Here is a 20,642-nt window from a genome sequence, read left to right on the forward strand (position 1 = left end):
TAATAATGTTGGCTTATAAAAAATAAAAAACCATAAGCATTTTTTATAGGAAATATTGCGCGGTATAATAACGCCGATTACAGAGCGGGAATGCTGCGACAATGAAAAGAAAAAGCATCCGCAGGCGTCCGGAAAAAGACCTCTGCGGTGCTGAAATCCAAGGCTTTCGGAGCTTTTTTCAAGGCTTCAAAAGCACGAGCGGCGGGGCAAAGAGACTCATTTTGCACGCTGCCTATCGCACACCGGGAGGAACGGATATGAAGTATGATGTCATTATAATCGGCGCAGGCCCCGGCGGCATTTTTGCGGCCTACGAGCTGACGGAGCGGGATGCTTCCTTGCGCATTGCCGTCATTGAGGCAGGCCACAGCCTGGAAAAGCGCCACTGCCCCATCGACGGTGACAAGGTCAAGACCTGTATCAAGTGTAAGAGCTGCTCCATTATGAGCGGCTTCGGCGGCGCAGGCGCCTTTTCCGACGGTAAGTATAACATCACCAATGATTTCGGCGGCACGCTCCACCAGCACATCGGCAAGGATAAGGCTCTGGAGCTGATGCGCTATGTGGACAGCATCAATATGCGCTACGGCGGCCAGGGTACAAAGCTCTATTCCACCGCCGGGACGCAGTTTAAGAAGCTCTGCATCCAGCATAAGCTGAACCTGCTGGACGCCTCTGTCCGTCATCTGGGCACCGACATCAATTTTGTGGTCCTGCAAAATCTCTATGGCCACCTGAAAGACAAGGTGACCTTTTACTTTGATACCCCTGTGGAGCATCTTTCGGCTCTGCCGGAGGGAGGCTATCGGGTGACCTCCGCCGCCGGGGAGATGGACTGCGACCGGTGCATCGTCTCCGTGGGCCGCAGCGGCAGCAAGTGGATGCAGGCCGTTTGCAAGAAAATGCACATCCCCACCAAGAGCAACCGTGTGGACCTGGGCGTTCGGGTGGAGCTTCCGGCCGTTGTGTTCTCCGACCTCACCGACGAGCTCTATGAGAGCAAGATCGTCTACCGCACGGAGAAGTTTGAGGACAATGTCCGCACCTTCTGCATGAACCCCAACGGCATCGTGGTCAATGAAAATACCAACGGCATCGTAACCGTAAACGGCCACAGCTATGAAGACAGCGCCATGAAAACCGAGAATACCAACTTCGCCCTGCTGGTGGCGAAGCATTTCTCTGAGCCCTTTGAAGACAGCAATGGCTACGGCGAGAGCATCGCCCGCCTGTCGAATATGCTGGGCGGCGGCGTAATCGTCCAGCGCTTCGGTGACCTGGTCCGGGGCCGCCGCAGCAACCAAAAGCGCATTGACGAGGGCTTGGTGACCCCCACCCTCAAGGCGACCCCGGGGGATTTGAGCCTGGTGCTGCCTAAGCGCCTGCTGGACGGCATCATTGAGATGGTTTACGCCTTGGATAAGATCGCCCCCGGCACCGCCAACGATGATACCCTTCTCTACGGCGTCGAGGTGAAGTTCTATAATATGGAGGTGGCCGTAGACGAGAATCTGGAGAGCTGCTGCAAGGGCCTGTATGTCATCGGCGACGGCAGCGGCATCACCCACTCCCTGTCCCATGCCTCTGCCAGCGGCGTATATGTGGCCCGCCACCTGACGGAAAACCGGTAAAGATCGGTAAAGAAGGAAAAACAATACTTGCAAAAATATAAAAGAAAAGAGGAAAAGTTATGGCAGTATTGGAAGGCTTGGAGCCTCGTGGGGTACTTCATTGGTTTGAGGAGCTGTGCCGTATTCCCCACGGCAGTGGCAACACACAGGCCCTCAGCGATTATCTGGTGCAGTTTGGCCGCGAGCGGGGCCTTGCGGTGCAGCAGGACGCGCTGGGGAATGTGATTCTCTGCAAGCCCGGCACCCCGGGCTATGAGAACGCCCCCGCCGTGATGCTCCAGGGACACATGGACATGGTCTGCGAAATGGCTCCGGGCTGCACCAAGGACATGGCTCGTGAGGGTCTGGATCTGGTGGTGGACGGGGATGCGATCTACGCCGAAGGCACCACCCTGGGCGCAGACGACGGCATCGCCGTGGCTATGGGCCTGGCCCTGCTGGATAGCCACGATATTCCCCACCCGCCCCTGGAGGTCGTGCTTACGGTGGACGAGGAGGTCGGGATGAAGGGTGCCACCGGCATCGACCTGTCGGGCCTTAAGAGCCGCCTGCTTTTGAACCTGGACTCCGAGACGGAGGGTGAGATCACCGCCGGATGCGCCGGTGCTGCCAGGGTTGATATTGCAGTGCCTGTAAAGCGGGATGCCTTCCCGGGAGAAACGGTGGAAATCACTGTCTCCGGCCTTTTGGGCGGCCATTCCGGCGCTGCCATCGACCGGGGCCGGGCCAACGCCATGGTGCTGCTGGGCCGGATCTTGTACGCATTTTTGCAGGAGAACAGCGGCCGTCTGGTCACGCTCTCCGGCGGCGGTAAGGATAACGCCATTCCCGTCGCTGCCAGCGCTGTTTTGACCGTGGCGGATGCGGAAAAGACAACGCTTATCTGCCAAAAGATGGAGAAGATCTTCCGCAGAGAGTTTGCTGTGGCCGACAGTGATATTACCGTCGCCGTGGCACCCTGCCGGAGTGATGTCCTGCCCATGGACGCTGACTCCACCCACCGGGTCCTGGCCCTGCTGCAGTGCGCTCCCAACGGTGTGCTGGAGCGGAGCAGGGAGGTAGAGGGCCTGGTCCAGACCTCTCTGAACCTGGGCATTCTCGCCACGGAGGCGGATTCCGTGGTGGCCACCTTCTGCGTGCGCAGCAATATGAACACGCAGAAGGAGATGCTTCTGCAGAAGCTGGAGCTGCTGTGTGACCTGCTGGGCGGCAAGATGTCTGTCAGCGGCAGCTACCCGGCCTGGGAGTTCCGGGAGGATTCTCCTCTGCGCTCTCTGATCGTAGAGGTGTTCACAGAGCAGTATGGCCACGCCCCCAAGATAGAGGTACTGCACGGCGGTGTGGAGTGCGGCATGCTGGCCGATAAGCTCCCCGGCCTGGACGCTGTGTCCATGGGCCCGGAGGTGAACCAGATCCATACGCCTCGGGAGCGGATGTATATTTCCTCCGTCCAGCGCACCTGGAACCTGGTCCTTGAGACCCTCCGCCGTCTGCACTGAAAACACATCCGGAGCCAAAGACGCCGGTAAATACGAATAAATAAAGAAACGCGGCATTTCAAATGCCGCGTTTCTTTCAGCGTATTAAAAAGCCTCGCAGAGTTTGCCGCCCGCAGGCGGCAAAGAAATAAAATCATTTTCTCTCGCGACATGTGCGTGAGAGAAAATACCGCTCAGGCTGCCAGTGTGGAATTTGTCCGTTATAGACGGACAAATTATGCGCGCAGCAGACTGTGGGCCTTTTGTCGGAAAAACCCGGAGGGTTTTTCGACAGTCTCAGAGAAACGCGGCACTTCAAAATGCCGCGTTTCTTTTCTTTGTGATTTATCCTCTTCCGAAGAAGTAGTCATACAGGGAGCCAAAGCTGTTGCCGCCGTTCTGCTGATCCTGCTGATTCTGCTGACCCTGCTGATTCTGCTGGCCTTGCTGGCTGTCCTGCACCGTATCGTCGGCCTTTACATCAAAGGTCAGGCTGGTGGTGTGGCTGCTTCCGTCACGGAAGTAGGTCACCGTCACGGTGTCCCCGGCCTTGTGCCCCTTCTTGGCGGCGGTAAGGTCCTCCATGGAGGCAATGTCGGTGCTGTCCACCTTGGTGATCACATCCCCCATCCGCAGTCCGGCCTTTTCACCGGCTCCGCCCTTGTTTACGCTGTAAACGAAGGCACCGCTCTTTTGCTCAATTTGATAATGAGCCGCCATCTGCTCGGTCATAGTCCCGGCGGTAATGCCGAAGGAGGGCTTATCCGTCACCTGGCCGTTTTCCATAATGTCCGTGATAATGGCCTGCACATCCCCGATGGGAATGGCGAAGCCCAGACCCTCCACAGTGGTGTCGGAATAGCTGGAATACTTGGCGGACACAATGCCCACCACCTCGCCATACAGGTTCATCAGCGGGCCGCCGGAGTTGCCGGGGTTGATGGAGGCGTCCACCTGGATCATGTTAAAGGGTGTGCCGTCCACATTGATGGCCCGGTCGCAGCAGGATACGATGCCCTGGCTCATGGAGAAGGTCAGCTCCCCCAGGGGATTGCCGATGGCCAGCACCGAGTCGCCTACATTCACGTTGCTGCTGTTGCCCAGAGTCACCGGCTGTAGGTCTGTGGCGTTGATTTTCAGCACCGCCACATCGTAGTCACTGTCGCTGCCCACCACCGTGGCCGGGTACTCCCTGCCGTCATGCAGCGTCACCGTAACCGAGGACGCGCCACTGACGACATGGTGGTTGGTCACGATATAGCCGTCCTGTGTGATAATGAATCCGCTGCCGGAGGAGGCAGACTGCACGGACTGACCGAAAATGTTGGTGGACACGGAGGAGCAGTTGATGCTCACCACGCTGTTTACCGTGGAGGCGTATACCTCCGCCGGAGACATGAGGGTTTGGCCGCTGACCTGCTTCACGGTGATCTCCGACGCCGTGCGATTGCTCTGCCGGATCGTGGTCTTGCCGCTGCTGGAGAGAGCTGCGCCGCCGTAGCCTGCCGCGCCGCCTACCACCGCGCAGGCCAGGAGCAAGGCTGTGACCTTTACACCGGCCTTTTGCCAGAAGGAGGGCTTTTTCGCCGCCGCCGGCACCTCCGCCCAGCCCGGGTCGAGCGGTGTATTGTGCTGCTCGTTGTAATTAAAATGGTACAGGTTTTCAGGGTTGTTGTACCCCTGCTCCTCGTGACGGAAATCGTTATTTTCGCTCATAGTATTGGCCTCCTGTCGTTTCTGTTATTTGAGGATATTTTTCCGCGCCGGGTGCTTGTGGTCAGCGGAAAAATGTTGTATACTGTGTTAAACTTTCCCGGGACGCCTGCTTTCGTCCTATGCTCCTTATCATAACCCTTTATCTTAATTGAAGCTTTAAGAATATATGAATTTTTTTAAGAAGGGAGGAATTTTTCCTTGCTGAAACTGGAACAGGTCAAGCGCCGCCCGGAGGAATCGGAGGATTGCCTGCGGGAAAAGGCGGCCGCTCTCCTGCGCATTCCCCCGGAGGAAATTCTCTCCCTGACCGTTCTGCGCAGGGCGGTGGATGCCAGGCCCCCTATCTGCCTGGTCTACACCCTGGCTGTGGAGGTGAAAAATGAAAGGGCGGTGCTGCGGCGCAGCCGGTGCAGGCAGGTGTCCCCGTATTTTCCCCAAAGATACACTTTTATCGGCACCGAATCGGCACCGAATTGGCACCAAACGGCACCAAATGTCCTGCCTCCCGTGGTGGTGGGGGCAGGCCCGGCGGGGCTGTTTGCGACCCTGCTATTGGCCCGGGCTGGGCTTCGGCCCATCCTCTTAGAGCGGGGCCAGCCCGTGGAGCAGAGGCAAAAGGATGTGGAAAATTTTTGGTCCGGCGGGCCCCTTCTTCCCAACTCCAATGTGCAGTTTGGCGAGGGCGGCGCCGGGGCTTTTTCCGACGGAAAGCTAAACACCGGCACCAAGGATCCGCGCCATCGCTTCATCCTGGAGGAGCTGGTTTCCTGCGGCGCGCCGGAGAGCATTCTCGTGGATGCCAAGCCCCATGTGGGTACGGATATGCTCCATATTACCCTGAAAAATATGAAGAAAAAAGCTCCTCTCTCTGGGGGCGGACATCCGCTTCGGCCATCGGCTGGAGGGGATAGAGACCCGGCAGGGACAACTGACGGGTATCACCGTCGCCCATGGGGAAGAAATTTACGCCTTGCCTGTCCGCAATCTGATTTTAGCGTTGGGCCACAGCGCCCGGGACACGGTGGAAAGGCTCTATGGTCAGGGCCTTTTTATGGAGGCCAAGCCCTTTGCCGTGGGGGTGCGTATCGAGCATCTGCAAAGCCGCATGGATGCCGTGCAGTATAAGGAATATGCCGGGCATCCGGCCCTGCCTGTGAGCAGCTACAAGCTCTCCTGCCACCTGCCCGACGGACGGGGCGTGTTCTCCTTCTGTGTCTGTCCAGGGGGACAGGTGGTGGCGGCGGCCTCGGAGCCCCGGCGTACCGTTACCAACGGTATGAGTGAGTATGCCCGCAGCGGCGAGAACATCAACGGCGGCCTGCTGGTGGGCGTGAGCCCAAGGGATTTTGGCAGCGACCATCCCCTGGCGGGCATCGCTTTTCAGCGGCGGCTGGAGGAGGCGGCCTACCGCCTGGGCGGCGGCTTTACGGCGCCCTGTCAGCGGGTGGAGGATTTTCTGCATCACCGTCCCTCCACGGGCTGCGCAAGCGTGAGGCCCAGCTATCGGCCCGGCGTGCGCTACGCCGACCTTCACGACTGTCTGCCCGATTTCATCGCCGGAGCTCTGGAGCAGGCTCTGCCCCTTTTGGATAAAAAGCTTCCGGGCTTTGCCGACGGTGACGCCCTGCTTACAGCGGTGGAGAGCCGTTCTTCTGCCCCGGTACGCATACCCCGGAACGAGGACTACGAGAGCAATATCACCGGACTTTACCCCTGCGGCGAGGGGGCCGGGTACGCAGGGGGGATCTTGTCGGCGGCGGCGGACGGGATGCGCTGTGCGGAAAAAATTTTGGCGAAAAATCTGTGATTTTATGCCGGTTTATGAATAAGGAGGACTATATAAAATGAAAAAAATTGCGGCGGCGGATGTGTTTTTTACCCCGGAGCATCGGGAGCAAATTGAGAAAACCGCAGCAGAGTGCGGCTATACCGTGGACTTTTACCCGGACGGACATCTGCCTCCGGAGAGAGCGGCGGAGTATGAGATTGTTTATGGGTGCTGCCTGCCCGGAGAGCTGAAGGCGGCGGCCAATTTGAAATGGTTTTGCTGCAGCTTCGCCGGGGTAGATATCTATATGGACGAAAGCATTTATCCCCATCCGGGGGTGCTGCTGAGCAATTCCTCCGGGGCCTACGGCATTACCATTGCTGAGCATATCATCATGGTGACGCTGATGCTCTTGCGGCGGATGCCGGAATTTGAAAAGGTGGTTCGGGAGAGAGGATGGCTGCGCACGCTGCCCATGCGCTCCATTTGCGGCAGCAGCATTACCATCCTGGGCACCGGGGACATCGGCACCAATTTCGCCGTCCGGGCCAGGGCCCTGGGAGCCAAGGCGGTGCGGGGTGTGCGCCGGACCCAAAAGGCCGGGGACCCCGCTTACGATGCGATGTATACCTTTGCGGAGCTTGACAGCGTCCTGCCCAAGACGGAAATCCTTGTTATGGCCCTGCCGGGTACCCCGGAAACCCATCACATCCTCTCCCGGGAGCGCATTGCCCTGCTGCCGGAGGGGGCGTATGTGGTGAATGTGGGCCGGGGCAGCGCCATTGACCAGGAGGCTCTGATGGAGGCCCTGAACGGCGGACACCTGGCCGGGGCGGCTTTGGATGTGATGGTCCCGGAGCCTCTGCCCAAGGATCACCCTCTGTGGGATACCAAGAATCTGCTCCTCACCCCCCACATCAGCGGCAATATGTCCCTGGGCATTACCTGCGACCGGGATGTGGCCCTGTTCTGCGAGGACCTAAAAAATTTCGCCTCCGGGAAGAAGTTAAAGCGCTTCGTGGATCGCTCCCTGGGTTACTAAGCCCCTGAAAATGCCCTGCGGGAGCGCAGGAAAAAAATTGCGCTAAAAAAAGAACCGCCCCCGGGCGGTTCTTTTTTATAGGTGATAGAATTACCGGTCCAGCTCTTTATCCAGCTCGTCCAAAGCAGTGAGCATTTCGCCAAAGCCGGACAGGTCCGACTCCTGGACCACATTTTTGGCCGTCTCCAGCTTCTCGGCAAAGCGCTGCAAAAGCTCCTCATAGCGTACCCGGTTTTCATTGCACCAGCTTCGCTGCTGGGCGACCAGGGTGTGGATGCGCTGGATGGCCTGGGCCCGGAACTCCTCCGTCCGCCGGTGGGCGCTGATCTCGATTTCCGCAATGTGGTCACGGATTTTTGCGTACTCGTCGGCCTGCTCCTGCAAAAGCCCGCACCGCTCCTCCATTTCCCGCATAGCGTCCTGCAGGTCACGGTTTTCCTGGGCTAAGCGCTGGTTTTGCTGGGAAAGCTCGTCCTTTTCCCGAGAGGAAGATTCATAGCTGTCCAAACGGCTGCGCAGGGCGGCAACCTCCTGGCGGAGTCCGTCGTTTTCCTGGGAAAGGGCCTGATTTTGCTGGGTCAGCTTCTCCAGCTGGGCCTGATTTTCCTGGGTGATCTTCTTGATATAGGCGACCACATCCTCCCGGTCGAAGCCGCCGAACATACGAGTTCTGAAATTTGTACTCATAGATGTCCTCCATTTTCCCTGCCTATTTCCCAAAAACCGCAGGAAATCATTGTTTTCATACCTTACCATAGCACAAAATTAACCATATGACAAGCAGGAAAATGGACAGAGTAAAGGATATTGGTGCAGATTCTGCATATTTATCTGTGTTCACGGCTGTGTTCATGGAGCGCACCATCGTCGGATTGGGACGAATATTTCATGGAAAAAAGTAATAAAAATCCCTGAAATCGCTGCATTCTCAGCAATTTCAGGGATTTTTTGTGGTCGGAGCGGAGGGATTCGAACCCTCGGCCTCATGGACCCGAACCATGCGCGATACCAAGCTTCGCCACGCCCCGTTTTTTCATAGCTTTCTTATTATAGGGATTTTTGCCCCCAATGTCAAGGGGTTTTACACCGGATAGGACAGGAAAAATATACGAACAGATGTTTGCAGTTGGCCTTGCGCTATGGTATAATCGAAAATAAGAAAAAACAGGGAGGTATAAGCGTATGCTGCAGCTTTGGATCGGCCGGGCAGGCACGGGAAAATCCGAGCGGATTCTGGAGACGATGAAGCGTGACTGCCGCACCCGGGGACAGGTGCTTATTGTTCCGGAGCATGTGTCCCACGAGGCGGAGGTGGCGCTGTGCCGGGCTTTGGGCGACACAGCCAGCCGGTATGCAGAGGTGCTGAGTTTGCGTAACCTTTCCGGGCGCGTGCTGGGAGAGGTGGGTGGCTTGTCTGATTTCACCCTGGACGGGGGCGGCAAGCTGCTGACCATGCGCATGGCACTGCAAGAGGTGGCCGGAAGCCTCCATGTGTTCAATAATCCCTCCCGGCGGGCGGCGTTTTTGGAGCAGCTTGTGGCCCTGATGGACGAGCTGTACGCCTACGAAATCGCCCCGGAGGAGATGTATGTCCGGGTGCAGGAGGCCCCGGGACAGCGAGGGGACAAGCTGCGGGATGTGGCCCTGCTCTACGCTGCCTACGACGCTCGGCTCCGGGAAGGGGGGCGGGATGCCCGATCCCGGGTGCAGAAGCTTCGGGATGCCCTGCCGCAGTCAGACTATCTGCGGGATAAAGATGTGTTTTTTGACGGCTTCTCCTATTTTAATAAAGTGGAAGAGGGAATTTTGGAGACGGTCTTGCAGCAGGCACACAGCGTTACTGTGACCCTTTTGGGGGACCGCTCTGCTTCCGACATATTCCAAAACGCCTTCCGACAGCGCCAGAGGCTCGTGCGCATGGCCCGGCAGATGGGGCAGCGGTGCGAGATGGAGTTTATGGAGCGTCAGGAAAATTCGGCCTTGGGACATCTGGAACGGTACTTTTTCGGGGCGGCGGCCCCGGAGCGGTCCGGCGGAGAGGACCAGGTGAAGCTGTACGAGGCTACCACCGCCTACGCGGAGGTGGAGTATGCGGCGGCACAAATCCGGCAGATGCTTTCCCGGGGCTATCGCTGCCGGGACATCGCCGTGACAGCCCGGAACCTGGAGGAGTACGGCCCGCTGCTGGAGCATATTTTTGCCCGGGACGGCATTCCGGTCTATATGAGCCGCCGCAGCGATATCCTGCAAAAGCCGCCGCTGCTGCTGATTCTGGGCGCACTGGACGCCGTGACCGGCGGCTTTGAATACGAGGATATGTTCCGATACCTGAAAACCGGCCTGGCGGGCATCGACCGGGCGGAGTGCGACGCACTGGAAAACTATGTGGTCCTGTGGGGGATTCGGGGAAAAATGTGGCTGCGGGATGTGGCCTGGACGGCAAATCCCGATGGATACGGCGCGGATATGACCCCGGAGCGCCAGGCACGGCTGGACGAAATCAACACCATTCGGGAAAAGGTACGGCTGCCGCTGCTGGCCCTGTACGAGAGCATGGGTGCGCCCTCGGCGGCGGTGAAAAAAGCGGAGGCTGTGTACCGCTTTGCCCAGCAGGCAGGGGTGCCGGAGCTTTTGCAGCAGCAGGTGCAGCACCTTCTGGAGACCGGACGGGTGCAGACGGCAGAGGAGTACCGCCAGCTATGGGAAATTTTCTGCGGCGTGCTGGACCAGTTTGCGGAGATCCTGGGCGATACGCCTCTGAGCGGGGAGGAATTTTGCCGGATGCTACGGCTGGTGCTGACCCAGTACAGCGTGGCCACCATTCCGGCCACCCTGGACCAGGTGAAGGTCAGCGAGATGACCCGGGCCGACCGCAGAAGGGTGCGGTCACTTTTCCTGCTGGGGTGCAACGACCATGTGCTGCCCCAGGTGAACCAGAGCGGCGGCATATTGGACCGCAAGGACAGAAGCTTTTTGCAGGAGCATGACCTGCCATTGGCGGATGCATCCTTTGACGAATTGGACAATGAATTGCAAAATATTTACTCGGCCCTGACCCAGCCCACGGAGCGGCTGTGCGTGAGCTATCCCACGGTGTCACTGGAGGGGAGCGCCCTGCGCCCTGCCTTCGTGGTGGAGCGTATCCGGCGGCTTTTGCCCCAGGTGCCGGTGCAAAAGGAGGATGGCGCATACCGTCTCGGTGTGCCTGCCACGGCTTTGGAAATCGCGGGACGCTATCCGGGCAGCGCTCTGGCGGACTATTTCCGGCGGGACGGAGAAAACGGTCGGGTGCTGGAGGCCATCGCCCGGGCGGAGCAGATGGAGCGGGGACGGCTGTCACCGGAGGCGGTGCGTGCCCTGTACGGAACCCAGGTGCAGATGTCCGCGTCCCGGATGGATCGCATGAAAAGCTGTCATTTCGGCTACTTCATGGAGTACGGTCTGCGGGCTAAGGAGCGAAAAACCGCCGGATTCCAGGCACCGGAAATCGGAACCTTCCTCCACTATCTGCTGGAAAATGTGCTGCGCACGGTTCGGGACCGGGGCGGCTTTGCCTGCGTGGAGACGGAGGAGCTGGACGCACTGGTGGAGCAGTTCACCGGAGAATTCGCCCGGACGAAAATCGATCGGTACAGCGAGAAAAGCGCGCGGTTCCGCTATCTGTTTGAGCGGCTGCAAAGGACCGCCTGCGCAGTGGTGCGGAGCATTGCCGATGAAATGCGGCAGTCGGACTTTAAGCTGCTGGAGTTCGAGATGAATTTCGGCGGGAAGGATGCGGATCTGCCGGCAGTCTGCGTGGAGCGGGAGGGGATCTCCCTGCGGGTCGTGGGCAAGGTGGACCGAGTGGACGGCTGGGTAAAGGACGGGAGGCTCTACCTGCGGGTGGTGGACTATAAGACCGGGAAAAAATCCTTTGACCTCAGCGAGGTGCAGTACGGCTTGGGCATACAGATGCTGCTGTACCTCTTTGCCCTGGAAAAGGAGGGGCAGGCACACTTCGGAATGCCGGTGGTGCCGGCGGGGCTGCTGTATCTCCCGGCAAAGGATGTGATCGTGCGAGAGAAGCGGGGAGCATCGGAGGAGAAAATCCGCAGTGATGTGCAGGCGGAGCTGCGGCGCAGCGGTCTGCTTTTGCAGGATGCGGAGGTTTTGCAGGCTATGGAGCACAGCGCCCTGGAAAAGCCGGTATATCTTCCGATTACCCTTAAAAAGGACGGGACCATCACCGACGGAGTGGCCACCGCTTACCAGCTGGGGCAGCTGGGAAAGTACACGGAGCATCTGCTGGAACAGATCGCCGGAGAGCTGGCCCGGGGCAATGTGGACGCGGACCCGGTGCAGCGATCCCAGCAGGACAGTGCCTGCCGCTACTGCGCCTATGCCTCGGCCTGCTATTTCCGGCCCGGTGTGGGCAGGGATCGGCGGCGGTACATACGAAACACCCCGACGGCGCAGGTGTGGGAGAATATGGAGAAGGAATTAGGAGAGGAGGCGCACCATGGGTGAGATCAGACTGACGGACGAGCAGCGGATGGCTGTGACGGACCGGGGCGGGAGTCTGCTGGTGTCGGCGGCGGCCGGCTCCGGCAAGACCAAGGTGCTGGTGGAGCGGCTGTTTCGCAGGATCGAGGAGGAGCAGTGCAGTGTGGACGACTTCCTCATTATCACCTATACCCGGGCCGCCGCCGCAGAGCTTCGGGGAAAGATTGCAAACGAGCTTTCCAAACGGGTGGCGGAGCAGCCTGAGAGCGACCATCTGCGCCGCCAGCTTTTTCGGGTATATCAGGCGGAAATCAAAACGGTGGACGCCTTTTGCGGGAGCCTGTTGCGGCAAAACATACATCTGCTTACACCTGTAAAGGGGAGAAGCCTTACACCTGATTACCGGCTTTTGGACGAGCAGGAGGGGGCCGTGCTGCGCCAGCGGGTGCTGGACCGGGTGATGGACCGCTTCTATGAGGCTCTGGAGCAGGGGGACGGCAACGCCGAGCTTTTGGCCCAGACTCTGGGCGCAGGCCGGGATGACAGCCGCCTTACGGAGCTGGTGCTGGAGCTGTATGATAAATTACAGAGCCAGGCACATCCTCTTGCATGGCTCCGGGAGACAAGGAAGTTTTGGCAGGCGGTGCCGGAGCATTTGGAGCAGACGCCTTTCGGCGAGATTTTGCTGAACGACCTGAAGCAGTGGTCGAACTTCTGGAACGGGCGGCTGCAACGGGCGGTGGAGGAAATGGCCGCCTGTCCGGCGGTGGAAACAGCCTACGGGGCGGGCTTTTTGGCTATGTCCCGGACGATGGAAGCACTGAGGGAGGCCACGGACAGGGGCTGGGACGCCGTGGCAGCGGTGGACCTGGCGTTTCCCAGGCTGAAGCCCGTTCGAGGCCAGGAGAACGAGTACTGGAAAACCCGGATGCAGAAGCTGAAGGAACGATTCCAAAAGGAGCTGAAGGAGGTCATGGAGCCCTTTGCCGTGACCCAGGCAGAGCATTTGGAGGATCTGCGGGCCATGGCTCCGGCCATGCTGGCCCTGGTGGACCTGACGGCGGATTTTACCGAGAGCTTTCAGCAGGAAAAGGTGCGGCGGAATGTGGCGGATTTTTCCGACCAGGAGCGTTACGCCGTGGAGCTGCTGACAGACGCGGCGGGAGCGCCTACGGAGCTGGCAAAGCAGATTTCCCGGGAATATGTGGAGATCATGGTGGATGAATACCAGGATACCAACCAGGTGCAAAACTGTATTTTTGACGCCATTTCCCGTAAAGGGGAAAACCTTTTCACCGTTGGAGATGTCAAGCAAAGCATCTATCGGTTCCGCCTGGCTCAGCCGGAGATATTCCTGGAGAAATATGAGAGCTATCGCCACGCCAGCGCCGCCCTGCCCGGGCAGGCGAGAAAGATTTTGCTCACCTGTAATTTCCGCTCCCGGCCCGAAGTGCTGGAGGCTACTAACTTTATTTTCCGCAATATTCTGTCCCGGGAGATGGGCGAGATGGAGTACGGCGAGGCGGAGAAGCTGAATGCCGGGGCTACCTACTATGCCCCCGCGCCGGACCGAGAGACGGAGCTGCACCTGGTGAGCGTAGAGGACACGGAGGACGAGGAATTTGACCGGGTACGGGTGGAGGCGGACTTTGTAGCGGGGCGGATACGGAAGCTGCTGGAGGAGAAATTCCCCGTGCAGGGGGAGGACGGCACCCTGCGGCCCGTACAGCCGGAGGACATCGTGATTCTGATGCGCTCACCGGGCAGCCGCATGGCGGAGCTGGGGGCAGCCCTGAGCCGCTGCGGTATCCCCTATTCCGGAGGCGAGCGGGAGGCATTTTTTGAGACCGTTGAAATCTCTACGGTGTATTCGCTTTTGCAGATCATTGACAATCCCCGGCAGGATGTGCCGCTGATCGCTGTGCTGCGATCGCCCCTGTACGGCTTTACCCCGGATCTGCTCTCCCGCATTCGCAGCTGCGCCAAGGGGGACTTTTACGAGGCCTGCTGTGCCTGCGGCGAGGAGCCGGTGCAGGCATTTTTGCAGCAGCTTTCCCAGCTTCGGGACCTGGCGGCGGAGCTGCCGGCGGATCAGCTTTTATGGCAGATGTATGACAGGCTGCACATTCCGGGCATTTTCGGAGCTATGGAAAACGGGGAGCTGCGCCGGAGCCGACTGCTGAATTTGTGCCGCTATGCGGAGGATCTGGCGGGCATGGGAAAAATCACTGTGTTTGAGCTGACGGACTATCTGCGCAGTCTCATGGCCCGGGGCAAGGAACCGCAGATCGCATCAGAGCAGAGCACCGGGGGCGTGCGCATTATGAGCATCCACCGCTCCAAGGGACTGGAGTTTCCGGTGGTCATATTGTGCGACCTGAATCGAAAATTCAACAAGGACGACATGAAGCGGCCTGTTTTGGTCCACTCCCGGCTGGGACTGGGGGCAGAGCGGGTGGATCCGGCCCGGCGGGTGCGGTATTCCACGGTGTCTAAAACCGCTCTGGCCCTGGAGATGGAAAAGGAAATGCTGTCGGAGGAAATGCGGCTTTTATATGTGGCCATGACCCGGGCTCAGGAGAAGCTGATATTGGTAGACTGCATGAAAAAGGCGAGGAGTCAGGTGGAGAGCCTGGCGGCGCTGACGGACCTGCCCGTGCCGCCGCAAGTGGTCCGAGGGGCGGCGAACATGGGGCAATGGGTACTGCAGACGCTGCTGTGTACCACTCAGGCAGGGGTGCTGCACACCTGGGCCGGGGTGCAGCCGGAGCTGCGGCAGGACGCGCCGGGCTGGCGGGTGTATCTCCATGAAAACCCGAAGAATACTTCCTGTGCAGAGGAAGAAAAGAAACAGAAAGAACCGGAGCCGCCTCTTTTTCCGGAGCTGCTGGAGCAGCGGTACGGGCACATGGATGCATCCCGGGTGCCGTCTAAGGTTACGGCCACCCAGCTCAAGGGCCGGGAGGTGGATCAGCAGATCGCCGAAGGAACCGGCCAGCACATGGCCCCCCGGAGCGACTTTCCCGCACCGAAATTCCTGCAGCAGCGGCAGGGGCTGACCCCGGCGGAGCGGGGTACAGCCACGCACCTGGTGATGCAGTACCTGCCCTTTGACACCCCGGCCCGGGCTGATGCGGTGGAGGAATTCGTGCGCGGACTGGTAGAACGCCGACTTTTGACGCCGGAGCAGGGGGCAAGCGTTAATACTTTACAGATCGCAAAATTCCTGGCATCTGACCTGTGCGCACAGATGCGCTCGGCGGAGCAGGTTTGGCGGGAGTTCCGCTTTGCCCTGCTGGTACCTGCGGAGGTGTACGATCCACGGGTCCGGGGAGAGGAGATGATGCTCCAGGGTGTGGCGGATGTGTGCTTCCGCACGGAGAAGGGCATCGCCGTGGCGGACTTCAAGACAGACTACCTGCACCCCGGGGAGGAAAAGGCTCGGGCGGAGCGCTACCGGGCCCAGCTGGAGGCATACAGCCTGGCCTTGAGCCGGGTGCTGGAGGCGCCGGTTTGCCGGAGAATTCTCTATTTCTTTTCCACGGGAGCGGAAGTGGAGATCTGATGCAGTTTTTAATGGATTTTGTGAAAAAAAGCTTGCATTTTTCAAGGCGGTGTGCTATTATGTGATTTGCCTTTGGGATTTCAAGGGACTTGTGTACCGGAAAGGGGTGAACCAGAGCAATGAAGGAAGGAATCCATCCCAATTATCAGCAGACTACTATTAAATGCGCCTGCGGTAATGTAATTGAGACAGGTTCTACGAAGAAGGATATTCGCGTAGAAGTCTGCTCTAAGTGTCACCCGTTCTTTACGGGTAAGCAGAAGCTGGTGGACACCGGCGGCCGCGTGGCCAAGTTCAACAAGCGCTTCGGCCTGGACAAGTAATCTGTCAAATGAGAAAGACCTGTATCTGTTGGATGCAGGTCTTTTTTTGTGGCCGGAGGGGGATTTTTTGTCATATTTTGCCGCTGCGAATAGGGGCGTTTTAAGCGGGAAATACTGTCTACATCGAAGGATGGAGGCGGTGTTTATGCGGGGGCGAGTGGAAATATGCGGCATCAATACGGCGAAGCTGCCGGTTTTGAGGCATGAGGAAAACATGGCCCTGCTGCGCCGGGTGAAGCAGGGAGACCAGCAGGCTCGGCAGGAGCTGATCTGCGGGAATCTGCGGCTGGTGCTGGCGGCGGTGAAGCGGTTTGCCGGGCGGTGCGAGAATGCGGATGACCTGTTTCAGGTGGGCTGCATCGGGCTGATGAAATCCATCGACGCCTTTGATCTATCTTACGATGTGCGGCTGAGCAGCTATTCACTGCCCATGATCATCGGGGAGATTCGGCGGTATCTGCGGGATAACAGCCCCATTCGGGTGAGCCGCAGCGTTCGGGACACGGCCTATCGGGTCCTTCAGGCGCGGGAAAAGCTTCTGGCCCAGCAGCAGCGGGAGCCCACGGTGGAGCAGATCGCCGGGCAGCTGGGCATTCCGCGGGAGGAAGTGGTATTTGCCATGGACGCTATGGCCGATCCAGTTTCCCTCTATGAACCGCTGTATGACAGCGGGGGCGATGCCCTGTGCGTTATGGACCAGATCGGCGATGACAGCAGCAGCGACACCTGCTGGCTGCAGCAGCTGGCCCTGAAGGACGCTATCGCCCGGCTGACACCCCGGCAGCGTGATATTCTGACCTTGCGGTACAGCGAGGGAAAGACACAGATGGAGGTTTCCCGGGAAATCGGCATTTCCCAGGCACAGGTGAGTCGCCTGGAAAAGGGAGCCATTGGGGAAATTAAGAAAAATTTGTAAGGTATTATAGAAATAAAGAATAATTCTACGAAGGCAGCGAGAAAAGCGGCTTTACTTGCCCTGCCGGATTTGCTATACTTTATTGAAAGCAAGCAGATGGGGGGGACAAAGGATGATTTACTTGGACAACGCCGCTACCACACTGCACAAGCCACCCCAGGTGGCCCGGGCGGTGGTGCAGGCTATGGATACTATGGGCAACGCCGCCCGAGGGGCACACGGCGGAGCGCTGGAGGCATCCCGGACGGTGTATGGCACCCGGGAAAAGCTGGCAAGGCTTTTTGCTTGTCAGCGGGCGGATCATGTGGTTTTTACAGCCAATTCCACGGAAGCGCTGAACATCGCCATCAACGGAATACTTCATGAGGGCGACCACGCCATCTCCACCGACTGCGAGCATAACTCCGTGCTGCGGCCCCTGTATCGGCTGGAGGAGGAGCGGGGTGTTGGACTGGATTTTGTGGCGGCGGACCGGCAGGGCCGGATAGATTATGGGGACTTTGAGCGGCTTATTCGCTGCAACACCAAGGCCATCGTATGCACCCACTGCTCCAACCTGACGGGAAATGTTCTGGACATTGCCAGAATCGGAGAGATTGCCCACCGGCACGGGGCGCTGCTTATTGTGGACGCCTCCCAGACGGCGGGGACGATTCCCATTGACATGGAGAAAATGGGGGTGGATGTGCTATGCTTTACCGGGCACAAAGGCCTTATGGGGCCTCAGGGCACCGGGGGGCTGTGTATTCACTCCGGGGTGGAGATAGCCCCCTGGAAGGTGGGCGGCTCCGGGGTGCATTCCTATGACCGCCACCAGCCTATGGAATATCCCACCCGCCTGGAGGCCGGGACCTTGAACGGCCATGGCATCGCCGGGCTTTCGGCGGCGCTGGATGTGATCCTGGAGCGGGGCGTGGAGGACATTCAGCAGATGGAGCACGGCCTGATGCGGAAATTTTATGAGGGCGTGAAGGACATAGACGGGGTGACGGTATACGGCGACTTTGCAGCGCCTGTCCGGGGAGCCATCGTGACACTGAACATACGGGACTACGATTCCTCCGCTGTGTCTGACGCGCTGTCGGAGAACTACGGCATTGCCACCCGGCCGGGAGCCCACTGTGCGCCTCGGATGCACCGGGCACTGGGCACCACCGAGCAAGGGGCGGTGCGCTTTAGCTTCTCCTGCTACAACACGGAGCAGGAGGTAGAGGAGGCTATCCGGGCGGTGCGGGAGATCGCCGCGGAATAAAAGAGATGAAGATTGAAAAGATGAGGACTGCGGGGGCAGTCCTCATCTTTTTGGGGTTGTCATTTTTACAATATCAGCAGCAGGCCCAGGGCTATAAGGAGCTCTTCATCGGCTTTTTCCCGGAAGAGCAGGAACAGCAGCAATAGCACCAGCAGGTCGCCGGAGTCCAGGTCCCCTAAGTGGAGCTTTTCCAGGAGCCGATTCAGAATATCTCGCTCAGGGCGATGGGGCGGCCCGGAGGGTGGCTTTGGCTCAGGGGGTGGCTGAGGTCCCGGCGGCGGACCACCGGGCTTGGGGCCTCCGCCGGGCGGAGGGGTATCATTTTGGGAGATGCGGGTGTAGACGCCGGTGTCGTTACGCGTGTAACGGTTATACATCCCTCACCCCTCCCATTCCGTCAAAAATCGCTTACCTACGGTGATGAGCCTGGCCAGACGGGCGGCGCGCTCAACCTTGCCCTGCTTCTCCTCCTTCAAATAAGGGCGCAGGGCATTGAGCAGCTGCATGGAATGACTTTGATCCGATGAAAGGGCCTGGAGCACGGGTAAAAACCGGGAGACGGTGCCCAGGTCGATGCCGCCCGGCAGCGCAGTGGAGGGCGGGGGATTGGGACTCGGCGGGGGAGAGGACGGGCCCGGATGGGGCACGCCGCCCTGCGGCGTGGGTGCGGCAGACGGCTCCATGGTGGAGGAGAGCTGCTGGGCAAGCTGCACCACCTGGGCCATCCCGGCAGGGTCGGACAGGAGGGAATTGAGCTTGTCTTGCAGCTCCGACATGACGATCCCTCCCCTTACCGCTGCAGCTGACTGCTCAGGCGGTCCAAAAGTGCGGCTCCCTCGGGGGTCTGCATGACTTTTTTCAGCATGGAGACCATTTGGGCGGTGTTGCCGCTGCCGGCACTGGCGGCGGCATGGCCGAGGCCTGCGCCGTTATCGGAGGAGGTGAGCAGCTGCATCAGCTTCTGCCCGTCCGGGGACTGCATGACGCGCTGCACTATTTGGGGATCGTTTTTCACCTGCTGCATGAGCTGCTGCATATCCAATTCGCATCATCCTTTCCGCTCTTTTCAAGGCAGTATATGATGCAAAACGGGAAATAGTACCGGCACTCAGAACAGCGGGACCAAAATATCTACGCACTTGTCGATGCCCAGGGCACCGCTGTCGAGCGTGATGTGGTAGTTCTGGGCGTGGCCCCACTTCATGTCGGTGTAGAAGCGGTGGTAGGCGGCCCGGCGCTTATCCTTGTCCTTCAGGCGCTCCTCCGGGGACTGGTCACGCTCACCGTACTCCTTCACGATGCGCTCGGCCCGGAACTTCATATCCGCATGGATGAAAACCTTCAGACAGTCGGCCTTGTCCTGCAAAATATAGTCGGCGCAGCGGCCCACGATGACACAGGGGCCCTTCTCGGCCAGGGCAGTGATGACCTTATACTGATGGGACCAGAGAATATCCTCGTTGGTGGGGCCGAACATCCGGGTGGAGAGGGCAGAGGAGAAGAAGCCGCCGGGGGCATACTCGCCGGCCTCCTTCACATAGTCCGCGGCAAAGCCGGTCTGCTTCTCCATCTCCTGAATCAGCTCGGAATCATAGCAGGGGATACCCAGCCTTTCGGCTACCTTACGGCCGATGGTACGGCCGCCGCTGCCAAACTCGCGGCTGATGGTGATGACTCTGTTTTTCATATTTCATGCACTCCTTCCACGCTTAGTTCGCGATATGTTTTTACAATAATATACGCTGGGGCGGCAAAAGTCAAGACATCGAAGAGGGTCGGGATTTACGGCTCGGAGCGTCCCGTGTCACACAGGGGCCGGAGGGTGCATTCGGCGCAGTGGGGGCTGCGAGCGGTGCAAACGGCCCGGCCATGGAGGACCATACGGTGGCAGAAGTCACTGGACTTTTCCGGAGGGAGGCAGGCACGGAGCTGCTTTTCCACCCGGAGGGGGTCCTTACTGCCGTCGGTGAGGCCCAAGCGGCCGGTGATGCGGATGCAGTGGGTATCGCAGACATAGCCCTCCCGGCCGTAGATGTCACCTAAAATCAGGTTAGCGGTCTTACGGCCTACACCGGGCAGGCGCAGAAGATCTTCCATAGTATCCGGAACCTTGCCGCCAAAGTCGCGCAGAAGCATCTGCGCGGAGGCCACCAGGTCGTGGGCCTTGGCGCGCCAAAAGCCGCAGGAGTGGACATATTCGCCCACCTCCTCCTCGCTGGCCCGGGCAAAGGACTCCAGAGTGGGAAACCGGGCAAAAAGGGCGGGGGTGACCTGATTCACCCGGGCATCGGTACACTGGGCGGACAGGCGCACGGCAAAGAGCAGCTCGTAGTCCTTTTTATATTGCAGGGAGCAAAGGGCGTCCGGGTACAGCCGCTCCAGCTCCTGAATAATGGCGTTTACTTCGGCAGGATTCTTCAAAAAACATCACCTCTTAAGAGGTATTATAAACGCTGCGAAAGAAAATTG

General features: G+C 59.1%; 17 protein-coding genes and 1 tRNA gene. 10 read left to right on the forward strand and 8 right to left on the reverse strand.

Going from position 1 to position 20,642, the window contains the following annotated elements; all coding sequences use genetic code 11:
• Positions 1-257 precede the first annotated feature (257 nt).
• Together KI236_RS02150 and KI236_RS02155 are read left to right on the forward strand one after the other, a co-directional pair.
• The gene (locus KI236_RS02150) at positions 258-1,631 is read left to right on the forward strand and encodes an NAD(P)/FAD-dependent oxidoreductase (protein WP_212818886.1); all 1,374 of its coding nucleotides are present in this window, start codon (positions 258-260) and stop codon (positions 1,629-1,631) included.
• Between the two features lie 59 nt (positions 1,632-1,690).
• The gene (locus KI236_RS02155) at positions 1,691-3,130 is read left to right on the forward strand and encodes an aminoacyl-histidine dipeptidase (RefSeq protein WP_212818888.1); all 1,440 of its coding nucleotides are present in this window, start codon (positions 1,691-1,693) and stop codon (positions 3,128-3,130) included.
• Positions 3,131-3,454: 324 nt separating this feature from the next.
• On the opposite strand, the gene KI236_RS02160 is transcribed toward KI236_RS02155, so the two are convergent.
• The gene (locus tag KI236_RS02160) at positions 3,455-4,825 is read right to left on the reverse strand and encodes a S1C family serine protease (protein ID WP_212818889.1); all 1,371 of its coding nucleotides are present in this window, start codon (positions 4,823-4,825) and stop codon (positions 3,455-3,457) included.
• A gap of 198 nt (positions 4,826-5,023) precedes the next feature.
• On the opposite strand from KI236_RS02160, the gene KI236_RS12280 reads away from it, so the two are divergent.
• From KI236_RS12280 to KI236_RS02170, 3 genes are read left to right on the forward strand one after another with little or no spacing between them, the layout of a single operon-like run.
• Positions 5,024-5,950 carry an FAD-dependent monooxygenase gene (locus KI236_RS12280; RefSeq protein WP_329958957.1) on the forward strand — a complete coding sequence of 309 codons (927 nt, stop codon included), beginning with the start codon at positions 5,024-5,026 and terminating at the stop codon, positions 5,948-5,950.
• Positions 5,877-6,632 carry an NAD(P)/FAD-dependent oxidoreductase gene (locus tag KI236_RS12285; protein WP_329958958.1) on the forward strand — a complete coding sequence of 252 codons (756 nt, stop codon included), beginning with the start codon at positions 5,877-5,879 and terminating at the stop codon, positions 6,630-6,632. The genes KI236_RS12280 and KI236_RS12285 overlap by 74 nt, the downstream gene beginning before the upstream one ends.
• A 37-nt stretch (positions 6,633-6,669) precedes the next feature.
• A complete protein-coding gene (locus tag KI236_RS02170) occupies positions 6,670-7,635 on the forward strand; it encodes a D-2-hydroxyacid dehydrogenase (RefSeq protein WP_212818891.1) in 966 nt (321 codons plus the stop codon).
• A 90-nt stretch (positions 7,636-7,725) separates the two neighbouring features.
• Here the strand turns inward: KI236_RS02170 and KI236_RS02175 are convergent, their stop codons facing one another.
• Together KI236_RS02175 and KI236_RS02180 are read right to left on the reverse strand one after the other, a co-directional pair.
• Positions 7,726-8,322 carry a hypothetical protein gene (locus KI236_RS02175; RefSeq protein WP_212818893.1) on the reverse strand — a complete coding sequence of 199 codons (597 nt, stop codon included), beginning with the start codon at positions 8,320-8,322 and terminating at the stop codon, positions 7,726-7,728.
• 264 nt (positions 8,323-8,586) lie between these two features.
• Positions 8,587-8,663, reverse strand: a tRNA-Pro gene (locus tag KI236_RS02180).
• Positions 8,664-8,817: 154 nt separating this feature from the next.
• Here KI236_RS02180 and KI236_RS02185 point away from each other — a divergent pair.
• From KI236_RS02185 to KI236_RS02205, 5 genes are all read left to right on the forward strand, one after another.
• Positions 8,818-12,141 (forward strand): PD-(D/E)XK nuclease family protein, encoded by a 3,324-nt coding sequence (locus KI236_RS02185; protein WP_212818895.1) that lies wholly within the window; start codon positions 8,818-8,820, stop codon positions 12,139-12,141.
• Positions 12,134-15,682 (forward strand): helicase-exonuclease AddAB subunit AddA, encoded by a 3,549-nt coding sequence (gene addA, locus KI236_RS02190; protein ID WP_212818897.1) that lies wholly within the window; start codon positions 12,134-12,136, stop codon positions 15,680-15,682. The genes KI236_RS02185 and addA overlap by 8 nt, the downstream gene beginning before the upstream one ends.
• Before the next feature lie 119 nt (positions 15,683-15,801).
• On the forward strand, positions 15,802-16,005 hold the full coding sequence (gene rpmE, locus KI236_RS02195) for a 50S ribosomal protein L31 (protein WP_021859148.1): 204 nt from the start codon (positions 15,802-15,804) through the stop codon (positions 16,003-16,005).
• Positions 16,006-16,150: 145 nt separating this feature from the next.
• Positions 16,151-16,921, forward strand: a complete 771-nt coding sequence (sigG, locus tag KI236_RS02200; RefSeq protein ID WP_212818898.1) for an RNA polymerase sporulation sigma factor SigG — start codon at positions 16,151-16,153, stop codon at positions 16,919-16,921.
• Between the two features lie 112 nt (positions 16,922-17,033).
• Positions 17,034-18,173, forward strand: a complete 1,140-nt coding sequence (locus KI236_RS02205; protein ID WP_212818900.1) for an aminotransferase class V-fold PLP-dependent enzyme — start codon at positions 17,034-17,036, stop codon at positions 18,171-18,173.
• A 65-nt stretch (positions 18,174-18,238) separates the two neighbouring features.
• Here KI236_RS02205 and KI236_RS02210 read toward each other — a convergent pair whose 3' ends face one another.
• From KI236_RS02210 to nth, 5 genes are all read right to left on the reverse strand, one after another.
• Positions 18,239-18,550 (reverse strand): hypothetical protein, encoded by a 312-nt coding sequence (locus KI236_RS02210; protein WP_212818902.1) that lies wholly within the window; start codon positions 18,548-18,550, stop codon positions 18,239-18,241.
• Positions 18,551-18,553: 3 nt separating this feature from the next.
• Positions 18,554-18,949, reverse strand: a complete 396-nt coding sequence (locus KI236_RS02215) for a hypothetical protein (RefSeq protein WP_212818903.1) — start codon at positions 18,947-18,949, stop codon at positions 18,554-18,556.
• A 14-nt stretch (positions 18,950-18,963) separates the two neighbouring features.
• On the reverse strand, positions 18,964-19,215 hold the full coding sequence (locus tag KI236_RS02220) for a hypothetical protein (RefSeq protein ID WP_212818905.1): 252 nt from the start codon (positions 19,213-19,215) through the stop codon (positions 18,964-18,966).
• Between the two features lie 66 nt (positions 19,216-19,281).
• Positions 19,282-19,860, reverse strand: a complete 579-nt coding sequence (locus KI236_RS02225; protein ID WP_212818907.1) for a cytidylate kinase-like family protein — start codon at positions 19,858-19,860, stop codon at positions 19,282-19,284.
• Between the two features lie 95 nt (positions 19,861-19,955).
• Positions 19,956-20,594: an endonuclease III gene (gene nth, locus KI236_RS02230; RefSeq protein WP_212818908.1), complete on the reverse strand. Its 639-nt coding sequence runs from the start codon at positions 20,592-20,594 to the stop codon at positions 19,956-19,958.
• Positions 20,595-20,642 lie beyond the last annotated feature (48 nt).

It is taken from the genome of Vescimonas fastidiosa, assembly GCF_018326305.1.
In the GTDB taxonomy this organism is placed as follows: domain Bacteria; phylum Bacillota; class Clostridia; order Oscillospirales; family Oscillospiraceae; genus Vescimonas; species Vescimonas fastidiosa.

What these genes read in the sequence shown, in the direction of transcription:
- KI236_RS02160 (WP_212818889.1), bottom strand. Translation starts at nt 4,825, where the DNA reads ATGAGCGAAAATAACGATTTCCGTCACGAGGAGCAGGGGTACAACAAC.
- KI236_RS02210 (WP_212818902.1), bottom strand. Translation starts at nt 18,550, where the DNA reads ATGTATAACCGTTACACGCGTAACGACACCGGCGTCTACACCCGCATC.
- KI236_RS02150 (WP_212818886.1), top strand. Translation starts at nt 258, where the DNA reads ATGAAGTATGATGTCATTATAATCGGCGCAGGCCCCGGCGGCATTTTT.
- sigG (WP_212818898.1), top strand. Translation starts at nt 16,151, where the DNA reads ATGCGGGGGCGAGTGGAAATATGCGGCATCAATACGGCGAAGCTGCCG.
- KI236_RS12285 (WP_329958958.1), top strand. Translation starts at nt 5,877, where the DNA reads ATGGAGGCCAAGCCCTTTGCCGTGGGGGTGCGTATCGAGCATCTGCAA.
- KI236_RS02205 (WP_212818900.1), top strand. Translation starts at nt 17,034, where the DNA reads ATGATTTACTTGGACAACGCCGCTACCACACTGCACAAGCCACCCCAG.
- KI236_RS02170 (WP_212818891.1), top strand. Translation starts at nt 6,670, where the DNA reads ATGAAAAAAATTGCGGCGGCGGATGTGTTTTTTACCCCGGAGCATCGG.
- KI236_RS02185 (WP_212818895.1), top strand. Translation starts at nt 8,818, where the DNA reads ATGCTGCAGCTTTGGATCGGCCGGGCAGGCACGGGAAAATCCGAGCGG.
- rpmE (WP_021859148.1), top strand. Translation starts at nt 15,802, where the DNA reads ATGAAGGAAGGAATCCATCCCAATTATCAGCAGACTACTATTAAATGC.
- addA (WP_212818897.1), top strand. Translation starts at nt 12,134, where the DNA reads ATGGGTGAGATCAGACTGACGGACGAGCAGCGGATGGCTGTGACGGAC.
- KI236_RS02215 (WP_212818903.1), bottom strand. Translation starts at nt 18,949, where the DNA reads ATGTCGGAGCTGCAAGACAAGCTCAATTCCCTCCTGTCCGACCCTGCC.
- KI236_RS02155 (WP_212818888.1), top strand. Translation starts at nt 1,691, where the DNA reads ATGGCAGTATTGGAAGGCTTGGAGCCTCGTGGGGTACTTCATTGGTTT.
- KI236_RS02175 (WP_212818893.1), bottom strand. Translation starts at nt 8,322, where the DNA reads ATGAGTACAAATTTCAGAACTCGTATGTTCGGCGGCTTCGACCGGGAG.
- KI236_RS02225 (WP_212818907.1), bottom strand. Translation starts at nt 19,860, where the DNA reads ATGAAAAACAGAGTCATCACCATCAGCCGCGAGTTTGGCAGCGGCGGC.